Source organism: Homoserinimonas sedimenticola (assembly GCF_026094475.1).
In the GTDB taxonomy this organism is placed as follows: domain Bacteria; phylum Actinomycetota; class Actinomycetes; order Actinomycetales; family Microbacteriaceae; genus Homoserinimonas; species Homoserinimonas sedimenticola.
Window position 1 is genome coordinate 721096 of the sequence record NZ_JAPELL010000001.1, and the last position, 19213, is coordinate 740308.

14 protein-coding genes are annotated in these 19213 nt (G+C 67.5%); 4 read left to right on the forward strand and 10 right to left on the reverse strand.

All coding sequences use genetic code 11. The annotated features are described in order from the left end of the window. Positions 1-34: 34 nt before the first annotated feature. The 3 genes from ligA to OH146_RS03395 form a co-directional block, all read right to left on the reverse strand. Positions 35-2299 carry an NAD-dependent DNA ligase LigA gene (gene ligA, locus OH146_RS03385; protein WP_265157382.1) on the reverse strand — a complete coding sequence of 755 codons (2265 nt, stop codon included), beginning with the start codon at positions 2297-2299 and terminating at the stop codon, positions 35-37. Between the two features lie 73 nt (positions 2300-2372). Further along, positions 2373-3479, reverse strand: coding sequence for a tRNA 2-thiouridine(34) synthase MnmA (mnmA, locus tag OH146_RS03390; RefSeq protein ID WP_265157384.1), 1107 nt, complete (start codon positions 3477-3479; stop codon positions 2373-2375). Positions 3480-3678: 199 nt separating this feature from the next. After that, a complete protein-coding gene (locus OH146_RS03395) occupies positions 3679-4866 on the reverse strand; it encodes a cysteine desulfurase family protein (RefSeq protein ID WP_265157385.1) in 1188 nt (395 codons plus the stop codon). Between the two features lie 95 nt (positions 4867-4961). Here OH146_RS03395 and glgX point away from each other — a divergent pair, with 95 nt between their 5' ends. Both glgX and ybaK read left to right on the forward strand, forming a co-directional pair. After that, positions 4962-6992, forward strand: a complete 2031-nt coding sequence (gene glgX, locus OH146_RS03400) for a glycogen debranching protein GlgX (RefSeq protein WP_265157387.1) — start codon at positions 4962-4964, stop codon at positions 6990-6992. Beyond that, positions 6992-7465: a Cys-tRNA(Pro) deacylase gene (gene ybaK / locus OH146_RS03405; RefSeq protein WP_265157390.1), complete on the forward strand. Its 474-nt coding sequence runs from the start codon at positions 6992-6994 to the stop codon at positions 7463-7465. The genes glgX and ybaK overlap by 1 nt, the downstream gene beginning before the upstream one ends. A gap of 81 nt (positions 7466-7546) precedes the next feature. Here the strand turns inward: ybaK and OH146_RS03410 are convergent, their stop codons facing one another. From OH146_RS03410 to OH146_RS03430, 5 genes are all read right to left on the reverse strand, one after another. Continuing rightward, positions 7547-8161 (reverse strand): signal peptidase I, encoded by a 615-nt coding sequence (locus tag OH146_RS03410; RefSeq protein ID WP_265157392.1) that lies wholly within the window; start codon positions 8159-8161, stop codon positions 7547-7549. Positions 8162-8199: 38 nt separating this feature from the next. Next, positions 8200-8961, reverse strand: coding sequence for a hypothetical protein (locus OH146_RS03415; protein WP_265157394.1), 762 nt, complete (start codon positions 8959-8961; stop codon positions 8200-8202). A 53-nt stretch (positions 8962-9014) separates the two neighbouring features. Continuing rightward, positions 9015-10475, reverse strand: coding sequence for an RICIN domain-containing protein (locus OH146_RS03420; RefSeq protein ID WP_265157396.1), 1461 nt, complete (start codon positions 10473-10475; stop codon positions 9015-9017). Then, positions 10475-11050 (reverse strand): M73 family metallopeptidase, encoded by a 576-nt coding sequence (locus OH146_RS03425; RefSeq protein WP_265157398.1) that lies wholly within the window; start codon positions 11048-11050, stop codon positions 10475-10477. The genes OH146_RS03420 and OH146_RS03425 overlap by 1 nt, the downstream gene beginning before the upstream one ends. A gap of 151 nt (positions 11051-11201) precedes the next feature. Next, entirely contained in the window at positions 11202-11696 is a 495-nt protein-coding gene (locus OH146_RS03430) for an alternate-type signal peptide domain-containing protein (protein WP_265157400.1), read from the reverse strand. Between the two features lie 395 nt (positions 11697-12091). Here OH146_RS03430 and OH146_RS03435 point away from each other — a divergent pair, with 395 nt between their 5' ends. Together OH146_RS03435 and glgB are read left to right on the forward strand one after the other, a co-directional pair. Further along, entirely contained in the window at positions 12092-14167 is a 2076-nt protein-coding gene (locus OH146_RS03435; RefSeq protein ID WP_372508451.1) for an alpha-1,4-glucan--maltose-1-phosphate maltosyltransferase, read from the forward strand. A 23-nt stretch (positions 14168-14190) separates the two neighbouring features. After that, positions 14191-16335 carry a 1,4-alpha-glucan branching protein GlgB gene (glgB, locus tag OH146_RS03440; RefSeq protein ID WP_265160632.1) on the forward strand — a complete coding sequence of 715 codons (2145 nt, stop codon included), beginning with the start codon at positions 14191-14193 and terminating at the stop codon, positions 16333-16335. 84 nt (positions 16336-16419) lie between these two features. On the opposite strand, the gene OH146_RS03445 is transcribed toward glgB, so the two are convergent. Further along, positions 16420-17361 carry a tetratricopeptide repeat protein gene (locus OH146_RS03445; RefSeq protein ID WP_265157402.1) on the reverse strand — a complete coding sequence of 314 codons (942 nt, stop codon included), beginning with the start codon at positions 17359-17361 and terminating at the stop codon, positions 16420-16422. Continuing rightward, complete coding sequence (locus OH146_RS03450; protein ID WP_265157404.1) at positions 17358-19148, reverse strand: DUF8094 domain-containing protein; 1791 nt, start codon at positions 19146-19148, stop codon at positions 17358-17360. Before OH146_RS03450 ends, OH146_RS03445 begins: the two co-directional genes overlap by 4 nt. Between the last annotated feature and the right edge of the window lie 65 nt (positions 19149-19213).

Here is a 19213-nt window from a genome sequence, read left to right on the forward strand (position 1 = left end):
AGAATCGCCCCTCGTTCGAGGGATATGACTTAGCTCACTCCCCCAGCGCCGCCGGCCCCTCCGTGACGAGCACTGCGAACTGGGCGGCATCGATGATCCGTACACCCAGTTCCTCCGCCTTGGCGAGCTTGGAACCGGCCCCTGGCCCGGCCGCGACGAAGTCGGTCTTCTTCGACACGCTCGACGCGGCCTTGCCTCCCGCCGCGATGATCGCCTCCTGGGCACCCTCGCGCGTGAACCCCTCGAGAGTCCCCGTAGCCACAACGGTCACCCCTGCAAGTGGTCCCCCTGCGGCGGCGGCAGCGCCGGGGCCGGGGTGTCCCGGCGTCGTGAACTGCACGCCCGCTGCCGCCCACCGGTCCACGATCTCCCGGTGCCAGTCCACCTCGAACCACTCCAGCAGCGAGTCCGCGATGATTCCGCCGACGCCGTCAACCGCAGCGAGTTCCTCCCGCGAGGCCGCTCGGATCGCATCGAGAGAGCCGAAATAGTCGGCGAGCGCCCGTGCGGCCACGGGGCCGACATGCCTGATGTTCAGGCTCACGAGGATGCGCCACAGTGGCTTCGTCTTCGCCGCCTGCAGGTTCTCGATCAATTCGATCGCTCCCTTCGACGGCACGTTCTCGGCATCGCCGGCGAATCCTTCGGCATCCGCATCGAAGGGCGGGTCGGCGTCGCGTCCCGTGAGCCGCCGGCGGCGCTGGAAGGGGGTCACGACCTTCTCCTCGCCGTTTTCATCGAGCTTGACGAGGCCCGTCTCGGAATCCCGCACCGTGACGCGGATGGGGAAGAGCGTCTCCAGGCTCAACTCGAAAAGCCCCGCCTCCGTCTCGAGCGGGGGCTGCTCGGGATACAGCGGCTGCGTGAGCGCCGCCGCGCTCACCTCGCCAAGGCCCTCGACGTCGAGCGCTCCCCTGCTGCCGATGTGCTCGACGCGGCCGCGCACCTGCGCCGGGCAGGCGCGGGCGTTGGGACAGCGCAGGTCGATGTCACCCTCCTTGGCGGGCGCGAGTGGCGTTCCACACTCGGGGCAGTTGTTCGGCATGACGAACTCACGCTCGCTGCCGTTGCGCAGTTCGACGACAGGACCGAGGACCTCTGGGATGACGTCGCCCGCCTTGCGCAACACCACGGTGTCACCGATGAGCACGCCCTTCGACTTCACGACATCCTGATTGTGCAGTGTCGCCTGCCGCACCTCACTGCCCGCGACCCGCACCTTTTCCATGACCGCGAAGGGCGTGGCGCGTCCCGTGCGGCCAACGCTCACGACGATGTCGAGCAGCTTCGTGTTGACCTGCTCCGGCGGGTACTTGTAGGCGATCGCCCAGCGCGGCGCGCGGCTCGTCGCCCCGAGCTCGTCGTGGAGGGCGAGCTCGTCGACCTTGATGACGATGCCGTCAATCTCATGCTCGACCGACGCTCGATTCTCGCCGTAGTGCTCGATGAACTCCTCGACGCCCGCGATCTCCCCAATGACGCGGTAGTGCGAGCTGATCGGCAAGCCCCACTCGGCCAGGAGGTCGTAGACCTGCGACTGTGCAGCCACGGGCGGGTTGGGCCATGCGCCGATGCCGTGCACGAGCATCCGCAGGGTCGAGAGCCGGCGATGCATCTGGGCAAGCTTCTCGGGAGACTTGCCCTCAGCCTTCTGCCGCAACGAGCCCGAGGCGGCGTTGCGCGGGTTGGCGAAGACCCTCTCGCCCGCCTCGGCCTGCTCCGCGTTGAGTTCACGAAACGCCTCGACGGGAATGAACACCTCGCCGCGAATCTCGACGAGCGGCGGATGCCCCGTGCCCGCGAGTCGCTGCGGGATCGACTCGACCAGCCGCACGTTCTCCGTCACATCCTCCCCCGTGCGGCCGTCCCCGCGTGTCGCCGCCGTCGTGAGCACGCCGTGCTCGTAACGGAGATTGATGGCAAGGCCATCGATCTTGAGCTCGCACAGATAGTCGATGTGCCGGTGCGCATCGCGCTCGACGCGAGCCGCCCATCCGGCGAATTCCTCGAGGGAGAACACGTTGTCGAGGCTCAGCATGGGCTCCGCATGCTCGACGGGGTCGAAGAGGGTCTGGGCCCTGCCCCCGACCGTCTGTGTCGGGCTGTCCTGACCCTGCAACTCGGGGAACATCCGCTCGATCTCGTCGAGGCGACGCATCATCGCGTCGTATTCCTCATCAGAGACGAGCACCTCGTCGCGCTCGTAGTAAGCCTCGCGCAGTTCGAGGATGCGGGCGGTCAACTGCTCAGACTCGGCCTTCGCCGACTCGAGCGCTGGAGGGGTCACGGACTCTGCCACGGCTCAAGTGTAGGCACGACCTCCGACACAGAACTCGAAACAGAGCTGCACCCCAATACAGAGGGGGTCGCGCTCAGGCCCGCACGGGGGAAGCGCTCACGGTGCGATCGATCGTGCACTGCCCGAGCACCCGCGTGCCCTGGTAGAGAACCGCCGTCTGACCTGTCGAGACGCCGTTGAGGGGCACATCGGGGCGGATGACGAGCTCGCCCTCCGTGACGCGGGCTGTCGCGGGAACCGGCTCCGAGTGAGCACGGACCTGCACATGGCAGGCAAAGCCCTCGAAGGCATCCGCCGGCGGCAGGCCCGCCCAACTGAAGCGGGTGCCCGCCACCTCTGCGAGGTCGAGGGCCTCGCGGGGACCCACGACGACCGTGTTCTCCTTCGGGCGGATGTCGAGCACATAGCGGGGGCGACCATCGACGCTCGGGACACCCAGGTTGAGCCCCTTGCGCTGCCCGATCGTGAACGCCGCGGCACCCTCATGCCGACCGACGGCGGTGCCGTCCCGATCGAGGATGACGCCCGGCTCGGCACCGAGACGTTCGGCGAGAAAGCCGCGCGTGTCACCGTCGGGGATGAAGCAGATGTCGTGACTATCGGGCTTGCTCGCGACACTGAACCCTCGGGCCGCCGCCTCCGCCCGCACCTCCGCTTTGGAGGGGGTGTCCGCGAGCGGGAACAGGCAGTGGGCGAGCTGCTCCGCCGTGAGCACCCCGAGCACATAGGACTGGTCCTTGGCCCAGTCGGCCGCACGGTGCAGCTCCCGGTTGCCGTCCGCGTCCTCGCGGACCGCCGCGTAGTGCCCCGTCACGACCGCATCGAAGCCGAGATCGAGAGCCTTCTCGAGCAGGGCCGCGAACTTGATCTTCTCGTTGCAGCGCATACAGGGGTTCGGGGTGCGTCCCGCCTCGTACTCGGCGATGAAGTCGTCCACGACATCGGCCTTGAAACGCTCCGAGAAGTCCCACACGTAGAAGGGAATGCCCATGACGTCGGCCGCGCGGCGCGCATCCATCGAGTCCTCGACGGTGCAGCATCCGCGACTGCCGGTGCGCAGCGTGCCCGGCATGCGACTGAGGGCAAGGTGCACGCCCACCACCTCGTGGCCCGCGTCAACGGCGCGCGCGGCCGCAACCGCAGAATCGACACCGCCACTCATCGCCGCCAGAACTTTCACCGCAACAGTGTACGTTCCCGGTCTGGACCACCCCCGAGCCCCCGAGTTGCAGTCGCTCTTCGGAAACTCAGGAAAACCGGATGCCCCCATCAGCCCCGCACGTGGCGGGCCGTTGTCTCGCGCTCGGCGCGCACGTCGCTTTCCTGAATTTCCGAGCGAGGGGTGCTGGCGGCTCGCGCTGGGACGTGCCGCGGCGGGCTCAGACGGGGCGCGCGCTCGAGCCGGCCCGGCGCGCACGCTCGACCGCCGAAGGCAGGGCCGCGAGGAGCGCGGCAACGTCGTCTGCCGAGGAGTCCTGGCCGAGGGTGAAGCGCAGGGCGCTGCGCGACTCCTCCTCGCTGAGCCCCATCGCGAGCAGCACGTGCGAGGGTTCCGGCACGCCCGCCTGGCAGGCGGAGCCGGTGCTCGCCGAAATCCCCGCCATATCGAGCATGAGCAGCAGCGAGTCGCCCTGGCATCCCTCGAAGGTGAAGTGGGCATTGTTGTCGAGCCGCACTTCGCGGTCTCCGCGGAGGACGGCACCCGGCACGGCCGCGAGGACGCCCTCGATGAGCGTCTCCCGCAGCGGTGTGAGAGAGGAGAGCGGATGCTGCGCCGCAACACCGAAGCCGACCGCGGCCGGCGCATCCTGTGTCCCCGACCGAACTCCCCTCTGCTGCCCGCCGCCGTGCAACAGGGCTTCGATGTGGGTCGTGCGCGCGAGAGCGAGCGCACCGATTCCGAGCGGTCCGCCGATCTTGTGCGCCGAGACGCTGATGGCCGCCGCCCCGCTCTCGCGCAGCGAGACGGGGAGGTGGCCGTACGCGGAGACCGCGTCGATGTGCACGGGCACCCCGTGGGCGCCGGCGAGCGCGGTGAGCTCCTCGACCGGCTGGATCGTGCCGACCTCGTTGTTGGCCCAGAGGAAGGTGAGGAGTGCGATGTCGTCGTGCTCCTGCAGGGCGGATGCCACGGCCTCGACCTCGATGCGACCGTCACCGTCGATCGGCAGCCACTCGACGGCGGCTCCCGCGTTCCGTTCGAGCCACTCGACGGTGTCGATCGTGGCGTGGTGTTCGCCGCGCGGAACGAGGACGCGGGGGCGGGGTCTCGATACGCTCGCTCCGCTCCCTACTCGACCGGCGTGGGGAGCATTGCGGGACCAGAAGAGTCCCTTGACCGCTGAGTTGACGGCTTCAGTGCCGCCCGACGTGAAGACCACTTCGACGGGATCGCAGCCGAGCGAGGCGGCGACTTGCTCGCGTGCTTCTTCGAGCATCCGCCGTGCGTTCTGCCCGTGCCCGTGGATGGAGGAGGGGTTGCCGACGAGGCCGAGGGCGTCGACGAATGCCTCCCGCACTTCGGGCAGCATGGGGGTCGTGGCCGCATGATCCAGGTAGACCGGCATTCTGCTCCTCGTGATCGCGCGGGCGGTGCTCGTGACCGCATTTGGGGGTGCTGGCTGGTTACAAGCACGACACAGGCCCTGATTACTCTAGAACGATGGCCTCCATCGATCATCTGCGCGACCTCGGGGTCCGGGCCGGTGCCGACGGCGGCGAACTGCGGGTGTGGTCCGCGAACGCAAGCGCCATCGAGGCCTGCATCTTCGACCTGGAGGATGCCGACCGCGTTGTCGCGACGGCACCCCTGCAGCGTGACGCCCACGATGTGTGGAGTGTGCGGCATCCGCTTCTGACGACGGGCGCCTGCTATTCGCTGCGGGTGCGCGGCGAGGGAGCCCGGTTTGATGAGCGGCAGGACCTGCTCGACCCCTACGCGCGGGGGCTCGTGCGCAACAGCGGCGGGCAGTGGCGCTCGTACGTGCAGGACGAGTCATTCGATTGGGGCGGCGCGCAGAAGCCGCGTATCCCTCTCGATCACACGGTCATTTACGAGGCTCACGCTAAGGGCATCTCCAAGCTGAACCCGGCGGTGCCGGAGGAGTTCCGGGGAACCTATGCGGGGCTCGCCCATGAGAGCGCGATCGCCCAGCTCAAGGAGCTGGGCGTGACGACGATCCAGCTGCTGCCGGTGCACCAGTCGGTGAGCGAGGAGCGGCTGACGAAGCTGGGGTTCCGCAACTACTGGGGATACAACACCCTGAGCTACTTCGCCCCGCACCTTGAGTATGCGTCTGCGGCGGCGCAGGCGGCCGGCCCGGCGGCCGTGCTGCGGGAGTTCAAGGGCATGGTCAAACTCCTCCACGAGGCGGGCCTCGAGGTCATCCTCGATGTCGTCTACAACCACACCTCAGAGGAGGGGCCGGGGGGCCCGACGACGAGTTTCCGCGGTATCGACGACGCCTCCTACTACCGACAGTCCCCCGACGGCACCTACATCGATGTCACGGGTTGCGGCAACTCGCTCAACACCTCGGTCCCCGCAGTGCAGCGCCTCATCCTTGACTCGCTGCGCTACTGGGCGAACGAGGTGCAGGTCGACGGCTTCCGCTTCGACCTGGCGGCAACGCTGGGGCGGGGTGCTTCGCACGAGTTCGACCCCGAGCATCCGCTGCTGAAGTCCATCGTTGAGGATCCCGCCCTGCAGGGGGTCAAGATGATCGCCGAGCCGTGGGATGTCGGTGCGGGCGGCTGGCAGACGGGCAATTTTCCGCTGGGCTGGCTCGAGTGGAACGACGGCTATCGAGATCGGATGCGCGACTTCTGGCTGAGCGATATCGCGGCTGAGCGCGCGCACGGTGCGGCAAGCCAGGGCATCGGCAGCATGACCCGTCGGTTCGCGGGTAGCGCGCATGTCTTCAGCGAGCAGCGCGGGCCGCTCGCGAGCGTCAACTTCATCACGGCGCATGACGGCTTCACGATGGCGGATCTGACGTCATACAACCGCAAGCACAACCTCGGCAACGGGGAGTTCAATCGGGACGGCACCGACAACAATCACTCCTTCAACCATGGTTGGGAGGGCCCGAGCGACGACCCGACGATCACGACCTGCCGCCGCAAGGCCATGCGCAATCTGCTCGGCACTCTCCTGCTCTCCGCCGGCATCCCCATGATCACGGCGGGTGACGAGTTCGGTCGCAGCCAGCGCGGCAACAACAACGCCTACTGTCACGACGACGAGCTCAGCTGGCTGCCGTGGGAGCACGAGGACTGGCAGCGCGACCTCTTTGAGATCTCGCAGCGACTCCTGCGGCTTCGGCGCGAGAACCCGGCGCTGCGGCCCGTGCGTTTCGGTCGTCTCGGCGAGACGGTGCCGTCGGCGAGCGAGATGCACTGGTACAACGCGGCAGGGCAGGAGATGTCGATTGAAGACTGGGATTCGCCCCGACAGCGGATTTCGCAGTACATCGCCGCCTCGACCCCCGAGGTGGAGGAGTTCAACCGCATTCTCCTCATCGTGCAGGGCCGGGAGTCGGAGGAGACGGTGACGCTCCCCCGACACGACGGCGTGGAGACGTACACCCTGCTGTGGGATTCCGCACTCGATATCACCGGTCCCGATGTCCATGCGCCGGGCGACGCCCTACGGATGGCGCCCACGTCGATGCAGCTCTTCCGCGCCGACTGATGGCTGTCGGCACCCCCGCGACGGTCGCGCTGGATGCTGCGGGCATCCGTTTTGTCGTTCACGCCTACACGCACGACCCGGCCAACAGCAACTTCGGGCTCGAAGCGGCGGAGGCGATCGGCGTGGACCCGGACCGCGTCTTCAAGACCCTGCTCGCAGAGGTCGACGGGCGGCTGGTGGTGGGCATCGTGCCGGTGTCCGGAAAGCTCGACGTGAAGGCGCTCGCGGCGGCGGTCGGTGGCAAGCGGGCGACGATGGCCGACCCGGCCGTCGCTGAGAGGCGCACGGGCTATGTCGTGGGCGGCATCAGCCCGATCGGCCAGAAGAATCGGCACGAGACCGTTATCGACGAGACCGTGGAGCTCTACGATACGGTCTTCGTGAGCGGCGGCCGACGCGGTCTCGACCTCGAGCTGGCACCGGGCGACCTCGTCGATGTGACGGGCGCGATCATCGCCGACATCGCCCGCTGAACGAGCAGGGTCGAAGAACCGTGGTTGGTGATGGCGGCGGCTCGAGTCCGCCCCCGACGGTCTCGACGCTCGCTGCCGCCATCACCGACGGGCGTCCGCTGACTGGGCGGACTCGCCACCCGAATGGGACGCCTCGGTGCGGCGCTTGCGCGCGGCACCGGCGATCCCGCTGGCGAGCATGTATCCCGCGTAGAGGAAGAGTCCTACGGCGAGAGTCGGAATCAGCCAGCCGCGCGCCCCTCCGCTGACGAGGTTGTTGACGTAGCCGATCCACGGCACGGAGTACCAGACCTTGCCGCGAATCTGGACGGGTTGCACCTGGGCTGCATCTGCTGCGCCGTTGGCATCGCCCTTGGTCGTGAACCGCAACTCCCCGTCGGTCGACTGCGTAACTGCGATTACGCGGTGCGTTACGACGGCCTCCTTGCCTGACTCGATTTGATAAGTGATGGGATCCCCAATGCGGATGTCCTGAGCGTCGGTGGGCCTGACGATCACGAGGGTCCCGGGTGGGTACGTGGGCTCCATCGATCCCGTGAGCACGGTCATGGGCGTCGAGCCCGTCGCGGCGGGGACGACGATGACGAGAACGCCGAGCAGGATCACGAAGGCGAGCAGCCCGGAGCTCAGCCCGACTCCGAGGTAGTAGAGCAGGCCGCGCGACTTCTTCTGCTCCTTCATGGAACGACGGCTCACCAGCTCTTCCGAAGCCGCGCCCCCAGTCTCTTCGCCGGTCATACGAGTTGTTCCGTTTCGTCTTCGGGGCGTCGGCGACGCACGATCAAGAAGTAGACAAGGTTACCGAGGAAGAAGGCGCCGACCGGCAGCAGGACCCAGTACTCCTCGAGCAGGTGCCAGGTGTTGGGATCGATGCCGAGAATTTCGGGAACGCTCAGCACGGGGAGATCGGGTTCGTTGGGAACCAAGCCTCCGCTCTGGCTGGGGCCCTGCTCGACGACCGCACCGACCGTTGCTCCCGGGGGCTGGACGGGCGTGAGCGAAACGCTCACATCGGGACCACCACAGTCGCTGGGCGAGAGACTACCGGGAGTCGTGTCGCTGAGCGACACCCCAAGGCTGGCTTCTGCGATCGCTCCTTGACCCCGTGTTCCATCGAGATTTCCGATCGCCGCGGTGAGATCGATGCGAGCGGTCGTGTCCGGAGGAACGACCTCTCCCTCTGAGAGCACCCAGCATGGTTCGGCGAGGGCGACGGGAGTGGCCTCACCCTCCTGACTCGCCGTGTCGGCGGCAATGGTCAAAGCATCCGCGAGATCGTCATCCGAGACCGAGACGTCCTTGAGAACAATGCGGAGGAACCCGGGATTCTCGCCTGCGTTTCGCACATAGAACGATCCCGTCTGGCTATCGCCGGGCACCATGTTCGCGATGTCGGTGAACACGCTCCCGGAGAGCTCAGTCCCGTACGCCGTCCCATCCGCACTCACGAGCACGACATCGGATGCCGCGACCGCACTCGTGGGCGCGCCAAGCACTGTCGCGACTCCTGCCACTGCTATCGCAGTTGTCGCGAGAGCCCGCACGAGCATCACGAGCTCACCTGTGTTCCCGCACCGTTGCAGGAGAGGCTGTAGTAGCCGAAGATGAAGCCGTTCCAGTTCTTGTCCACCGAGATCCGCCAGACCCCATCGGTGCCGCCATCCAGCTCGATGGTCTTCGTGCCCGAATTGCCGGAGAGCGCATCCGGGGAGAGAGTCACGGATGTCGACGTGCGGGAGTCAGGCGTGACCACGCTGCTCTGATTGTTGCTGGTGTATTGCCGTACGACATACGTCTGGCTCGTCGCTGGCGACCAGGTGAGCACAACGTTGCGCCCGGAGGTGCTGCAGGTGAGCGAGGTGATCGTGCTCCACGCCGTGTCTTGAGTGAATACGTACCGCTGCGCGGTCGTCGCGCCACAGACAGCCTGGGTCATCGGCGTGACACCACCGCTCGCAGTGCCTCTCGTCAGGCAGAGGCCGCTGGCTCGATTGACCAGCTGGTACACGCCCGAACTGATCTCCTGCGCCTGCCACTGCGCGCTTGTGGTGGAGGCCGTGGTCATGACGATCCCCGTTCCCGGGGTGGTGCTGTTGCCTGCGGCGGCGAAAGCGCGGCCGCTCGAGAGCTGGGTGACGATGCGGTAGTAGTTGCCGTCCGCGACAAGGCGCCAGCGCTGATTCGTCTTACCGGCGTCGTTGTTGCTCTTGCAGGCGTAGCTGATGAGAGCCTGCCCCTCCGTGTCGGAGGCGCTGTTGACGTCGAGGCAGCTGGTGTTCGTCGTGTCGGCTATCCGCATCCAATGTCCGGTGCTGAGGCTTGCCGCCGGGTAAATGTGGCTTGTCGCCTGGGCCGCCGAGCCCGTGGCGGTCGCAGACCACGAGGAGCCGGCGATCGTGAGCGTCGAGGTCACGGTGGGCGTGATTGTGAAGGCTCCCCCCGAGACGCCGAGGTTGGTGCGCTCGGCCGCGGTCGCGCGCACGCAGTACGTGATGCTGGCGCCAGGGGCAAGCTCGGTCGTGAGGGCCGGAATGCTCGCCCAGGTCCCTTGGGCAGCGCCGACGGGTACCGACTGCGTCGCACAGGTCGCGGGGCTGCTCGTGCTCCAGGCGGTGACGGTGAACTGCGAGACCTTGGCGGCGTTGGGCGCCGCGACCGTCGCATTGAGCTTGGTGGAGACGGGCCGCGCCACTGACTTGTTCGCGCTCTGCGAGGCGGCGACGTTGCTCGTGTTGGTGACGGTGACGGTGCCCGTGACCGTGTTGGAGTGGTTCTGGAACGTTGCCGCGTCCAGCGCTCCGACGAAGCTGGTCGTGACGGCAAGCTGGGCCCCTGTCGCTGAACTCGTCACCGCCGTCGAGGCGGTCCACACGGCGAAGGTGACTCCGGCGCCCGAGGCGAGGAGAAGTGAGACGAGGGCGCCGATACCCACGCTGTGGAGGAGGTTCCGGCGCATGCCTCGCCGAGGCGAGTTCTGACGCGCCAGGCGCGAGAAGAGCCCGGTACGCATCAGGCGACCTTCTGGGTTGCGCCGAATGTGAAGGTGAAGGGTATGACGGCCCCCTGACTGGCCTGCGAGGCACTTGCCTTGAGGGCGACCTCGATGCAGACGGTGGAGGATTCTCCGTCTGCCCAGACTCCCAGCGGAACCGGGGTCGCCGTGAGGCTGTTCGCGGCGGATATCGCCGTGCCCGGCGCGGGGCATGCACCTTTGACGATTCTCACCTCATAGTCCTGTGAGGCGGCGGCCGTCGAGGTGGTCCTCGCCGTGACATCCGCCTCGACCGAGCCGGTGTTGCCGAGCGTGACCGATTGACGCACGCGATCACCTGGGAAGAGCCCCGTCCACGCGGTCGGGCTGATGGAGGACGACCCCGCGGTGAGCGTAAGGGAGCCGCTCGTGACGATTCCCGCCTGAACCGGTGCAGCGTCCGCCCATAGGCCGTATGTTCCCGCGGCCAAAGAGCTCGCGATGAGGGATGCACCGGCCACCGCCGATGCGGCAGTGAGAATCCGACGGATCGTCGATGTGGGGGCGGGAGCAGTGCGGAGCGAGGCGGAAGCCCGACGCGTGATCCTGGTCATGGCGTCTGCTTCACCTCCTCGTCTCCTGGTTCGCGTCACGCACAAGGGCGCATCTGGTCATGGTTTGCGGCGCGCACTAGGCGCCCGCAGTAGCTGTCGAAGGGCGCCCGGCGGGTGCGGTGTACACCCGCCGGGCACGCTTCCTACTGCCTTACGGGATCTGCGTAACGGTGATCTCGACGTCGGAGAGGTCGAGGTCCTGGAGCTGACCGGTCGAACCGCTGACCGTCGTCGGGAAGTCGACCGTGATCTCGACGTCGACCGTGTAGGTGCCCGCGTCCAGGTCGCTGAGGTCGGTGACGGCCACGCCACCCTCCGTGACGTCGAAGTCGGCCGTGACGGTGGCGCCGTCGATCGTGGAGACGATGCTCGTGACGTTCTCCCCGAGCTCGAAGCTGAGGTTGTCACCGCTCGCGGTGACGGTGAACTGCTCGGTGTAGGTGAGGGAGTCGCCGGGGACGATGAGCGCGATGCTGTCATCCCAGGTGCCGGCCACCGTGCTGGCGATGGAGAGCTCACCCGAGGAGACGGTACCGGCGCTCGCGACGGTCGCGGAGTCGTTCCAGTAGGCGAGCGTGCCCGCTCCACCGAGGAGGAGGACGATGCCAGCGGCGCCGGCGATGGAACCCTTGAGGAGCTTGTTCATGATGCTTTCCTTTCGCTGACATCGCGAAGGATGTCGGGTGGGTGGCCCGAAGCGTGCACGCGGATGCTCTGCCCTTCTGGGCAGGCGGCGTCGCGTGTGCAAGACATTCGGGTTGTCTTGTTGGGTTGTCCGCTGCGGGGGTCAGGCCGCGGCGGGGTGGTGCTGGGTAAGGCTGGGAGTCGGTATATCGGGTGATATTCCGTCTGGGTTGTTCCCCCGCTGATGACTGTACGAACGTGTCTGTCTCGCTGCATGGAATCTCTGTCCCCAGTCATGGGGGTCCCCCCAAATACGGACACGTTCCGTCCCCCGGTTTCGGCGAAATGTCCCCCTAAAGCCGTACAGATGCCCACGTTCACTCCCCGCCCGCAGGGCAAAGGACTAGCGTCGAGTTCGTGGCCAGAGCGAACGCGAAAACCCCGACGAACCGAGACGAGACTGCGTCGACGGCGGCACCGCCCGCCGGTTACTCCCTCAAGACGGGTCGAATCGCCATCAGGGCGTGCTCGCCCCAGCAACCGGAGAACCTGTGGCCCGCCAAATCCTTCGTCGGCGAAGTGGTCCCCTTCGAGGCCACTGTCTTCATGGAGGGCCACGACAGCCTCGGCGTGACGCTCCTCCTCACCGACCCCGAGGGCACTCAACAGAAGCACCGGATGCGCCCCCTCGCCCCCGGCACAGACCGCTGGCGCGCCGAGGTGCAGCTCACCGCCGAGGGCTCGTGGTCCTGGAGCGTGCAGGCGTGGGTCGACGAATGGGCGACCTGGCTGCACCACGCCGAGATCAAAGTGCCCGCGGGCATCGACGCCGAGCTCATGGTCGATGAGGGCGCCGAGCTCCTGCGCCGCGCGGCCGCCGAAACGGGCAGCGCCCCGATGAAGAGTGCGGCCAGGACGCTCGGGGATGCCACGCGCACCCCCGAGGAGCGGCTCGCCGCAGCATCCGATGCCAAGCTCCTGGCCGAGATCGAACGCAATCCCATCGCATCCCGCACGACGCTCAGCATGCCCCTCGAGCTGCGCGTCGAACGCACCCGCGCGGCCGTCGGCAGCTGGTACGAGTTCTTCCCCCGCTCAGAGGGCGCCAAGCGACTCAAGAACGGCTCCGTCAAGAGCGGCACCTTCCGCACGGCGGCAAAGCGTCTGCCGGATGTCGCGGGCATGGGCTTCGACGTCGTCTACCTGCCGCCCATCCATCCCATCGGCCGCGCCTTTCGCAAGGGCCCCAACAACACGCTTAACGCCGGCCCGGGCGACCCCGGTTCCCCGTGGGCGATCGGTGCGGAGGAAGGTGGCCACGATGCGATTCACCCCGACCTCGGCTCCCTCGCCGACTTCAAAGCCTTCGTCTCAAGCGCCAAGAAGGCGGGGCTCGAGGTCGCGCTCGACCTGGCGCTGCAGTGCTCCCCCGACCACCCCTGGGTAACCGAGCATCCCGAGTGGTTCACGAAGCGCGTGGACGGCTCGATCGCCTACGCCGAGAACCCGCCCAAGAAGTACCAGGACATCTACCCCCTCAACTTCGACAACGACCCAGAGGGGCTCAGCCGAGAGATCCTGCGCGTCGTCGAGCACTGGATCGCGCAGGGCGTCGCGATCTTCCGGGTCGACAACCCGCACACCAAGCCGCTGTGGTTCTGGGAGTGGCTGCTGGGCGAGGTGTATTCGAAGCATCCGGAGGTCGTCTTCCTCGCGGAGGCCTTCACGCGACCGGCAATGCTCCGCTCCCTCGCGCAGGTCGGCTTCCAGCAGTCCTACACGTACTTCACGTGGCGCAACACGAAGCAGGAGCTCGAGGACTACCTGACCGAACTCACGCGCGAGAGCGCCGACTACCTTCGGCCCAACTTCTTCGTCAATACGCCGGACATCCTCACGGAGTACCTGCAGTTCGGCGGCCCGGCGGCCTACAAGGTGCGGGCGGCGATCGCAGCGACATCCTCGCCCACCTGGGGGGTCTACGCGGGCTACGAGCTCTTCGAGGATGTCGCGCGCCCCGGCTCTGAGGAGAACATCGACAACGAGAAATACGAGTACAAGGTCCGGGACTGGGCTGCCGCCGAGGCAGAGGGTCGCTCGCTCGCGCCGTACCTGCGCGAACTCAACCGCATCCGCTCCGAGCATCCCGCCCTGCGTCAACTGCGAAACCTCGACGTGCACTGGAGCGACGACGACTCAATCCTCGTCTTCACCAAGCACCTCGACGCCCGCTTCGTGCGGTCGGGCCAGTCAGACGGGATCATCGTCGTCGTCAACCTCGACCCGCACGCCGTGCGGGAGACGACGGTGCATCTGGACCTCACCCGCCTCGGCCTCGAACACGGCACCGAGTTCGGCGTCACGGACCTCGTGACGAAGGCGAGTTTCACCTGGTCCTCCGACAACTACGTGCGCCTCGACCCCTACGTCGAGCCGGCACACATCCTGAGCGTCGACTACCGCGGACGCCGCGGGGAAGGGAAGGCACAGTGACACGGCACCGCCCTGACGAGAGCATGACGCCAGACACCGCAACGGTCCTCGCGATCGCGGAGGGCCGACACCCCCACCCCCACAGCGTGCTTGGCCAGCACGTCTACGGTGACAGCGTCGTGATCCGGGCGCTGCGACCCCTCGCCGAGACCGTCGAGGCGGTGCGGGATGACGGCAGCCGCGTGAAGCTGAGCCATGTCGCGGAAGGACTGTGGCAGGGCATGGAACACGGCACCCCCCGCCCGTATCACCTCGACACGAGCTACGACGGTGCCCCGCGCTGGATTGCCGAGGACCCCTACCGCTTCAGTCCGACACTCGGCGACGTCGACGTCTACCTCTTCGGTGAGGGCCGGCACGAAGAACTGTGGCGGATGCTCGGTGCGCGGGTTCGCCATCACGAAGGAGTCGAGGGGACCGCCTTCGCCGTATGGGCGCCCCACGCGCGAGCCGTGCGGGTCATCGGCGACTTCAACGGATGGAACGGGGTTGCGCATGCCATGCGCAGACTTGACGAGAACGGCGTGTGGGAGCTCTTCGCGCCCGGCCTCACCCCCGGTCACAACTACAAGTTCGAGATCCTCACCCGGCACGGGGAATGGGTCAGCCGCGCCGACCCCATGGCGCGCTACACGGAAGTACCGCCCAAGACGGCTTCCGTCGTGGGCACGAGCGACTACGAGTGGGGCGACGGTGCCTGGCTCACGGAGCGAGCGGACCGCGACCCCCACAACACCCCCATGAGCGTGTACGAGTTGCACCTCGGTTCATGGCGCCCCGGCCTCGGCTATCGCGACCTCGCCGACCCGCTCATCGAGTACGTGACGGAACTCGGTTTCACGCACGTCGAGTTCCTGCCGCTCGCAGAGCACCCCTACGGCCCCTCCTGGGGATACCAGGTGACCGGGTACTACGCCCCGACCAGCCGCTTCGGGCATCCGGATGACCTGCGCTACCTGGTGGACCGGCTACACCAGGCAGGCATCGGCGTGCTCATGGACTGGGTGCCGGGGCACTTCCCCAAAGACGAGTGGGCGCTCGGGAAGTTCGACGGCCAGCCGCTCTACGAGCACAGCGACCCCCGCCGCGGCGAACAGCCCGACTGGGGCACCCTCGTCTTCAACTTCGGGGACTCGCAGGTGCGCAACTTCCTCGTCGCCAACGCCCTGTACTGGCTTGAGGAGTTCCACATCGATGGGCTGCGTGTCGACGCGGTCGCGAGCATGCTCTACCTCGACTATTCACGCGACGAATGGTTGCCCAACGAATACGGCGGCCGAGAAAACCTCGAGGCCATCAGCTTCCTGCAGGAGGTCAACGCGACCGCCTACAAGCGCAACCCCGGCATCGTCATGATCGCGGAGGAGTCGACCGCGTTCCCCGGCGTGACCCGCCCCACGGCGGGCAACGGCCTCGGCTTCGGCCTCAAGTGGAACATGGGCTGGATGCACGACTCTCTCGAGTACGTGAAGGTCGACCCGATGTGGCGCTCGCACCATCACCACGACATCACCTTCAGCCTTCAGTACGCCTTCAGCGAGAGCTTCATGCTGCCGATCAGTCACGACGAGGTCGTGCACGGCAAGGGTTCGCTCCTCGGCAAGATGCCGGGCGACCAGTGGCAGAAGCTGGCGGGCGTCCGCGCCTACCTCGCCTACATGTGGGGCCACCCCGGCAAGCAGCTGCTCTTCATGGGACAGGAGTTCGGCCAACCCTCCGAGTGGAGCGAGCAGAGGGGACTCGACTGGTGGATCCTCGATCAGCCCGCGCACCAGGGTCTGCACCGGCTGGTGGGCGAGCTCAACCGGGCCTATCGCGACCATCCGGCCCTGTGGCAGCGGGACAACGACCCTCGCGGCTTCGAGTGGCTGGTCGGCGATGACAACACCAACAATGTGGTGGCGTTCACGCGCTGGTCGGCGGAACGCGAGCCGCTCGTCGTCATCGTCAACTTCTCGGGCATCCCCGTCGGGCCGTACCGACTCGGGCTCCCCTGCGACGGCGAATGGGTCGAGCTGGTCAACACGGATGCCGCGGAGTTCGGTGGCTCGGGAGTCGGCAACTACGGCGTGGTGACGGCCGAGGCAACCCCGTCACACGGCCAGCCCGCCTCCGCGGAACTCACCGTGCCCCCGCTGGGAGCCCTGTTCCTCACGCCCCAGCGCTGAGGAGCAGCCCCGGCGGGCTACCGCAGGTTCAGTAGAGCAGGCTCAGTACCGCAGGCTCAGTACCGCAGGCTCAGTACCGCAGGCTCAGTACAGCAGGTTGGTGAGCTGACGCCGGGCCGCGACGACCCGGGGGTCGTCCGCGCCCGCGATCTCGAAGTACTCCAAGAGCCGCGTGCGCACCCGGTCGCGGCCCGCCTGGTCGAGCCCGAGGAACAGGTCGAGGAGGCGCGAGAAGGCGTCCTCGAGGTGCCCGCCCGAGACATCGAGGTCAGCGACATCGAGCTGCGCGTCGAGATCGTTCGGCGCATCCCCGGCCGCCGTACGGATGCCAGCCGCCGTCTTGCCAACGAGCCGGTGCAGGAGCGAGACCTGCGCGAGCCCCGCGACGGCGAGCTGGTCGCGCGGGTCCTGAGCGATGGCCGTCTCGTAGGCGCGGATGGCGGCGGGGTAGTCGCCGCGCTCGATCGCCTCGTAGGCCTCCTGGTGGAGGGGCGGAAGCGGCTCCTCAACCGGCTCTTCGACGGCACCCTCCGCATCCTCGGCTGTGACGGTGCCCGTGACCCCGTTCTGCGCGGCCAACGCGAGAAGCTGCTCGAAGACGGCCCTCACCTGGTCTTCTGCCACCTCGCCCTCGAAGAGGGCGAGGGGACGACCGCCGACGACGGCAGCAACCGTCGGGACGGCGGCGACATTGAACGCCTGCTGCAGCTGTGGGTTGCGCGTCGCATCCACGCTCGCGAGCACCAGGCGCCCCGAGAAGGAACGCACGACGGAGGCGAGCTGCTGCCACGGGGCTCCCGCGTGGAACTCGACGACGACAGGCACCGTGTTGGAGAGCTCCAGCAGCCCCTGGAATGCGCTGTCACCGCTCTCCACCACGAGCGAAGGAACGCTCGGGCCCGCCTGCTGGCCGGCTCCCGTTTGGGGTGCGGTCGGCGCCTGGCCCGCGGGAGCGGGCGGACGCACGAGGGATGAGAGGTCGACGGCACCGCGAAGGTGCGCGCCCGAGGGTGGGACGTCCGTCATGGGAGTTCTCCTGCCGCTGTCACGCCTTCTGTCGCCCCGAGGAGACGGATCTTCTCGTCACTGCCTGCCGGCGGCACGTAGAAGAGCAACTGGTAGCTGTAGGTGACAAAGGCACCCTTGGTCGTCTCGGTGAGGCCGGTCATCAACTTTACCGTGGGCCCCACGTTGATGGTCGCTCCCGCCTCCGTGGGGGTCACGGTCTCGGTGTCGCCGAGGTTGATCGCGAGAAGGGCACCAGTGTCGTTGGTCGCGAGGGCGATGCGCTCCCCCGTGACCTCCGCCCGCGTGGTCGCGAGCGAGCCCGGACCTGTGACGGCTGCGGCGCGCGCCGCCCTGGCCTCTGGCCCGGCGATCGCGAGGAAGGTGTCGTCCTCGAGGTCGAACTCCTCCGCGTACTCGCTCTCGGCACCCTTCAGGAGCACGTCGTAGTAGGCCGCCGCCACCTCCTCGGGCGCCAGCGTGAGGAATCGGTTGTCGGGCGAGTAACGCACTGCACCGACCGTCTCGGCTGCGACCTGCGGGAAGGGCTCCTCGGTCGCGAGCAGGTTGACGGCGTACTGCACGTGATAGTTCTCGCGCGGCGACTCCTGGTTGAGCACATACGCCATGGGTGCAATCGACTCGTCCTCAGGGTCCTGCACGACGACGAGAGCAACGCGGGGCCAGGCATCCGTCTGCTGTGGCAGCGAGAGGACGATGGGTTCCCCATGCACGGGTGTCGGTGCAGGCTGAGCACCGTCGGCCGCCCGCATGACGTAGTTCGCGAGGCGGACCTCCAACGCGGGGCCCTCGAAGCGGGTGGCGAGGAGGTCGGGGTCGAGATTCGCATCGGCCTCGCTCGCGACGGTCGCGACATCCGCCATGATGCTGCGCAATTGCGTCTCGGTGACCGCGACGTCCTTGAGCGATGACTGGGCAGCCTCGACCTCCCCTGCCGACGGCGAGGGTGAGGGGGCGATCTCCTCGAACTGCGGCCAGCTGTCTGCCGAGCAGCCGGAGAACGCCAGGGTGCCGACCAGTATGCCCGGGACGACGATCATGCGCCGGCGACCGGAGGAACGGCGCCCGCGAGAGGACACGTCGTCGCCCGAGGTAGGCGCGGGGCGGACTGCCTTCGCCGCCTTCCTCGCGCTGTAACGGGGTGGCCGCGGGAGCTTCTGCTTCGTGCTGGACTTGCGACGCGGTCCCCGCATGCGGCGCCAGTGCGAGAGCGCCCACAGGTACAAGCCGATACCGACGAGAAGCAGCACGACCCCGGCCACGATGAGCGGGCCGGCCCAGGGAGTGCGGGTGTCGACAGGCCAAGAGATGCTCACTTCGCTCGGCGCCGGCTCTGCACCATCCGACATGATGAGCATCGAGATGCCCTCGGGCACGTTCGCTGTGAAGGTGAGTTCGTTCTCCCCCGTGAACTCTGCGAGCCACAGGTCGGAGCCGAGCGCCGTCGGCACAGTCTCCTCCTCGCCCTGCACCGTCTCGGACTCGAGGCTTCCGGTCTCCTCATCGAAGGTGAGCACGTTATGGGTCGCTTCGCCCACCCAGGCCTGCACGTCAGGGGTTCGCCCGTAGACGGCGACGACGTTCTCGGCGCCGCTGATGCTCAACCGCTGCCGGCCCTCGTGAGCGTGCAGAGTCCATCCATCGATCACGGTGATGGGCGCGTCCTCGCTGGTTGTGCCCTCCGCGACGAGACGATCGGGGCCCGCAAAGACGGTGCGCTGGGCGAGCCCCAAGCCGATGAGCACGAATGCGAGCACGAAGCTGACGATCGCTGCAGCGAATCGCAACGAACCCTCCTTCCCTGGCACCCGATCCTTGTCGTGGGGCACCTCTGTGGGAGAACGAACTCCCC

What these genes read in the sequence shown, in the direction of transcription:
- glgX (WP_265157387.1), top strand. Translation starts at nt 4,962, where the DNA reads ATGGCCTCCATCGATCATCTGCGCGACCTCGGGGTCCGGGCCGGTGCC.
- OH146_RS03420 (WP_265157396.1), bottom strand. Translation starts at nt 10,475, where the DNA reads ATGCGTACCGGGCTCTTCTCGCGCCTGGCGCGTCAGAACTCGCCTCGG.
- OH146_RS03445 (WP_265157402.1), bottom strand. Translation starts at nt 17,361, where the DNA reads ATGACGGACGTCCCACCCTCGGGCGCGCACCTTCGCGGTGCCGTCGAC.
- OH146_RS03430 (WP_265157400.1), bottom strand. Translation starts at nt 11,696, where the DNA reads ATGAACAAGCTCCTCAAGGGTTCCATCGCCGGCGCCGCTGGCATCGTC.
- OH146_RS03425 (WP_265157398.1), bottom strand. Translation starts at nt 11,050, where the DNA reads ATGACCAGGATCACGCGTCGGGCTTCCGCCTCGCTCCGCACTGCTCCC.
- OH146_RS03395 (WP_265157385.1), bottom strand. Translation starts at nt 4,866, where the DNA reads ATGCCGGTCTACCTGGATCATGCGGCCACGACCCCCATGCTGCCCGAA.
- glgB (WP_265160632.1), top strand. Translation starts at nt 14,191, where the DNA reads ATGACGCCAGACACCGCAACGGTCCTCGCGATCGCGGAGGGCCGACAC.
- ybaK (WP_265157390.1), top strand. Translation starts at nt 6,992, where the DNA reads ATGGCTGTCGGCACCCCCGCGACGGTCGCGCTGGATGCTGCGGGCATC.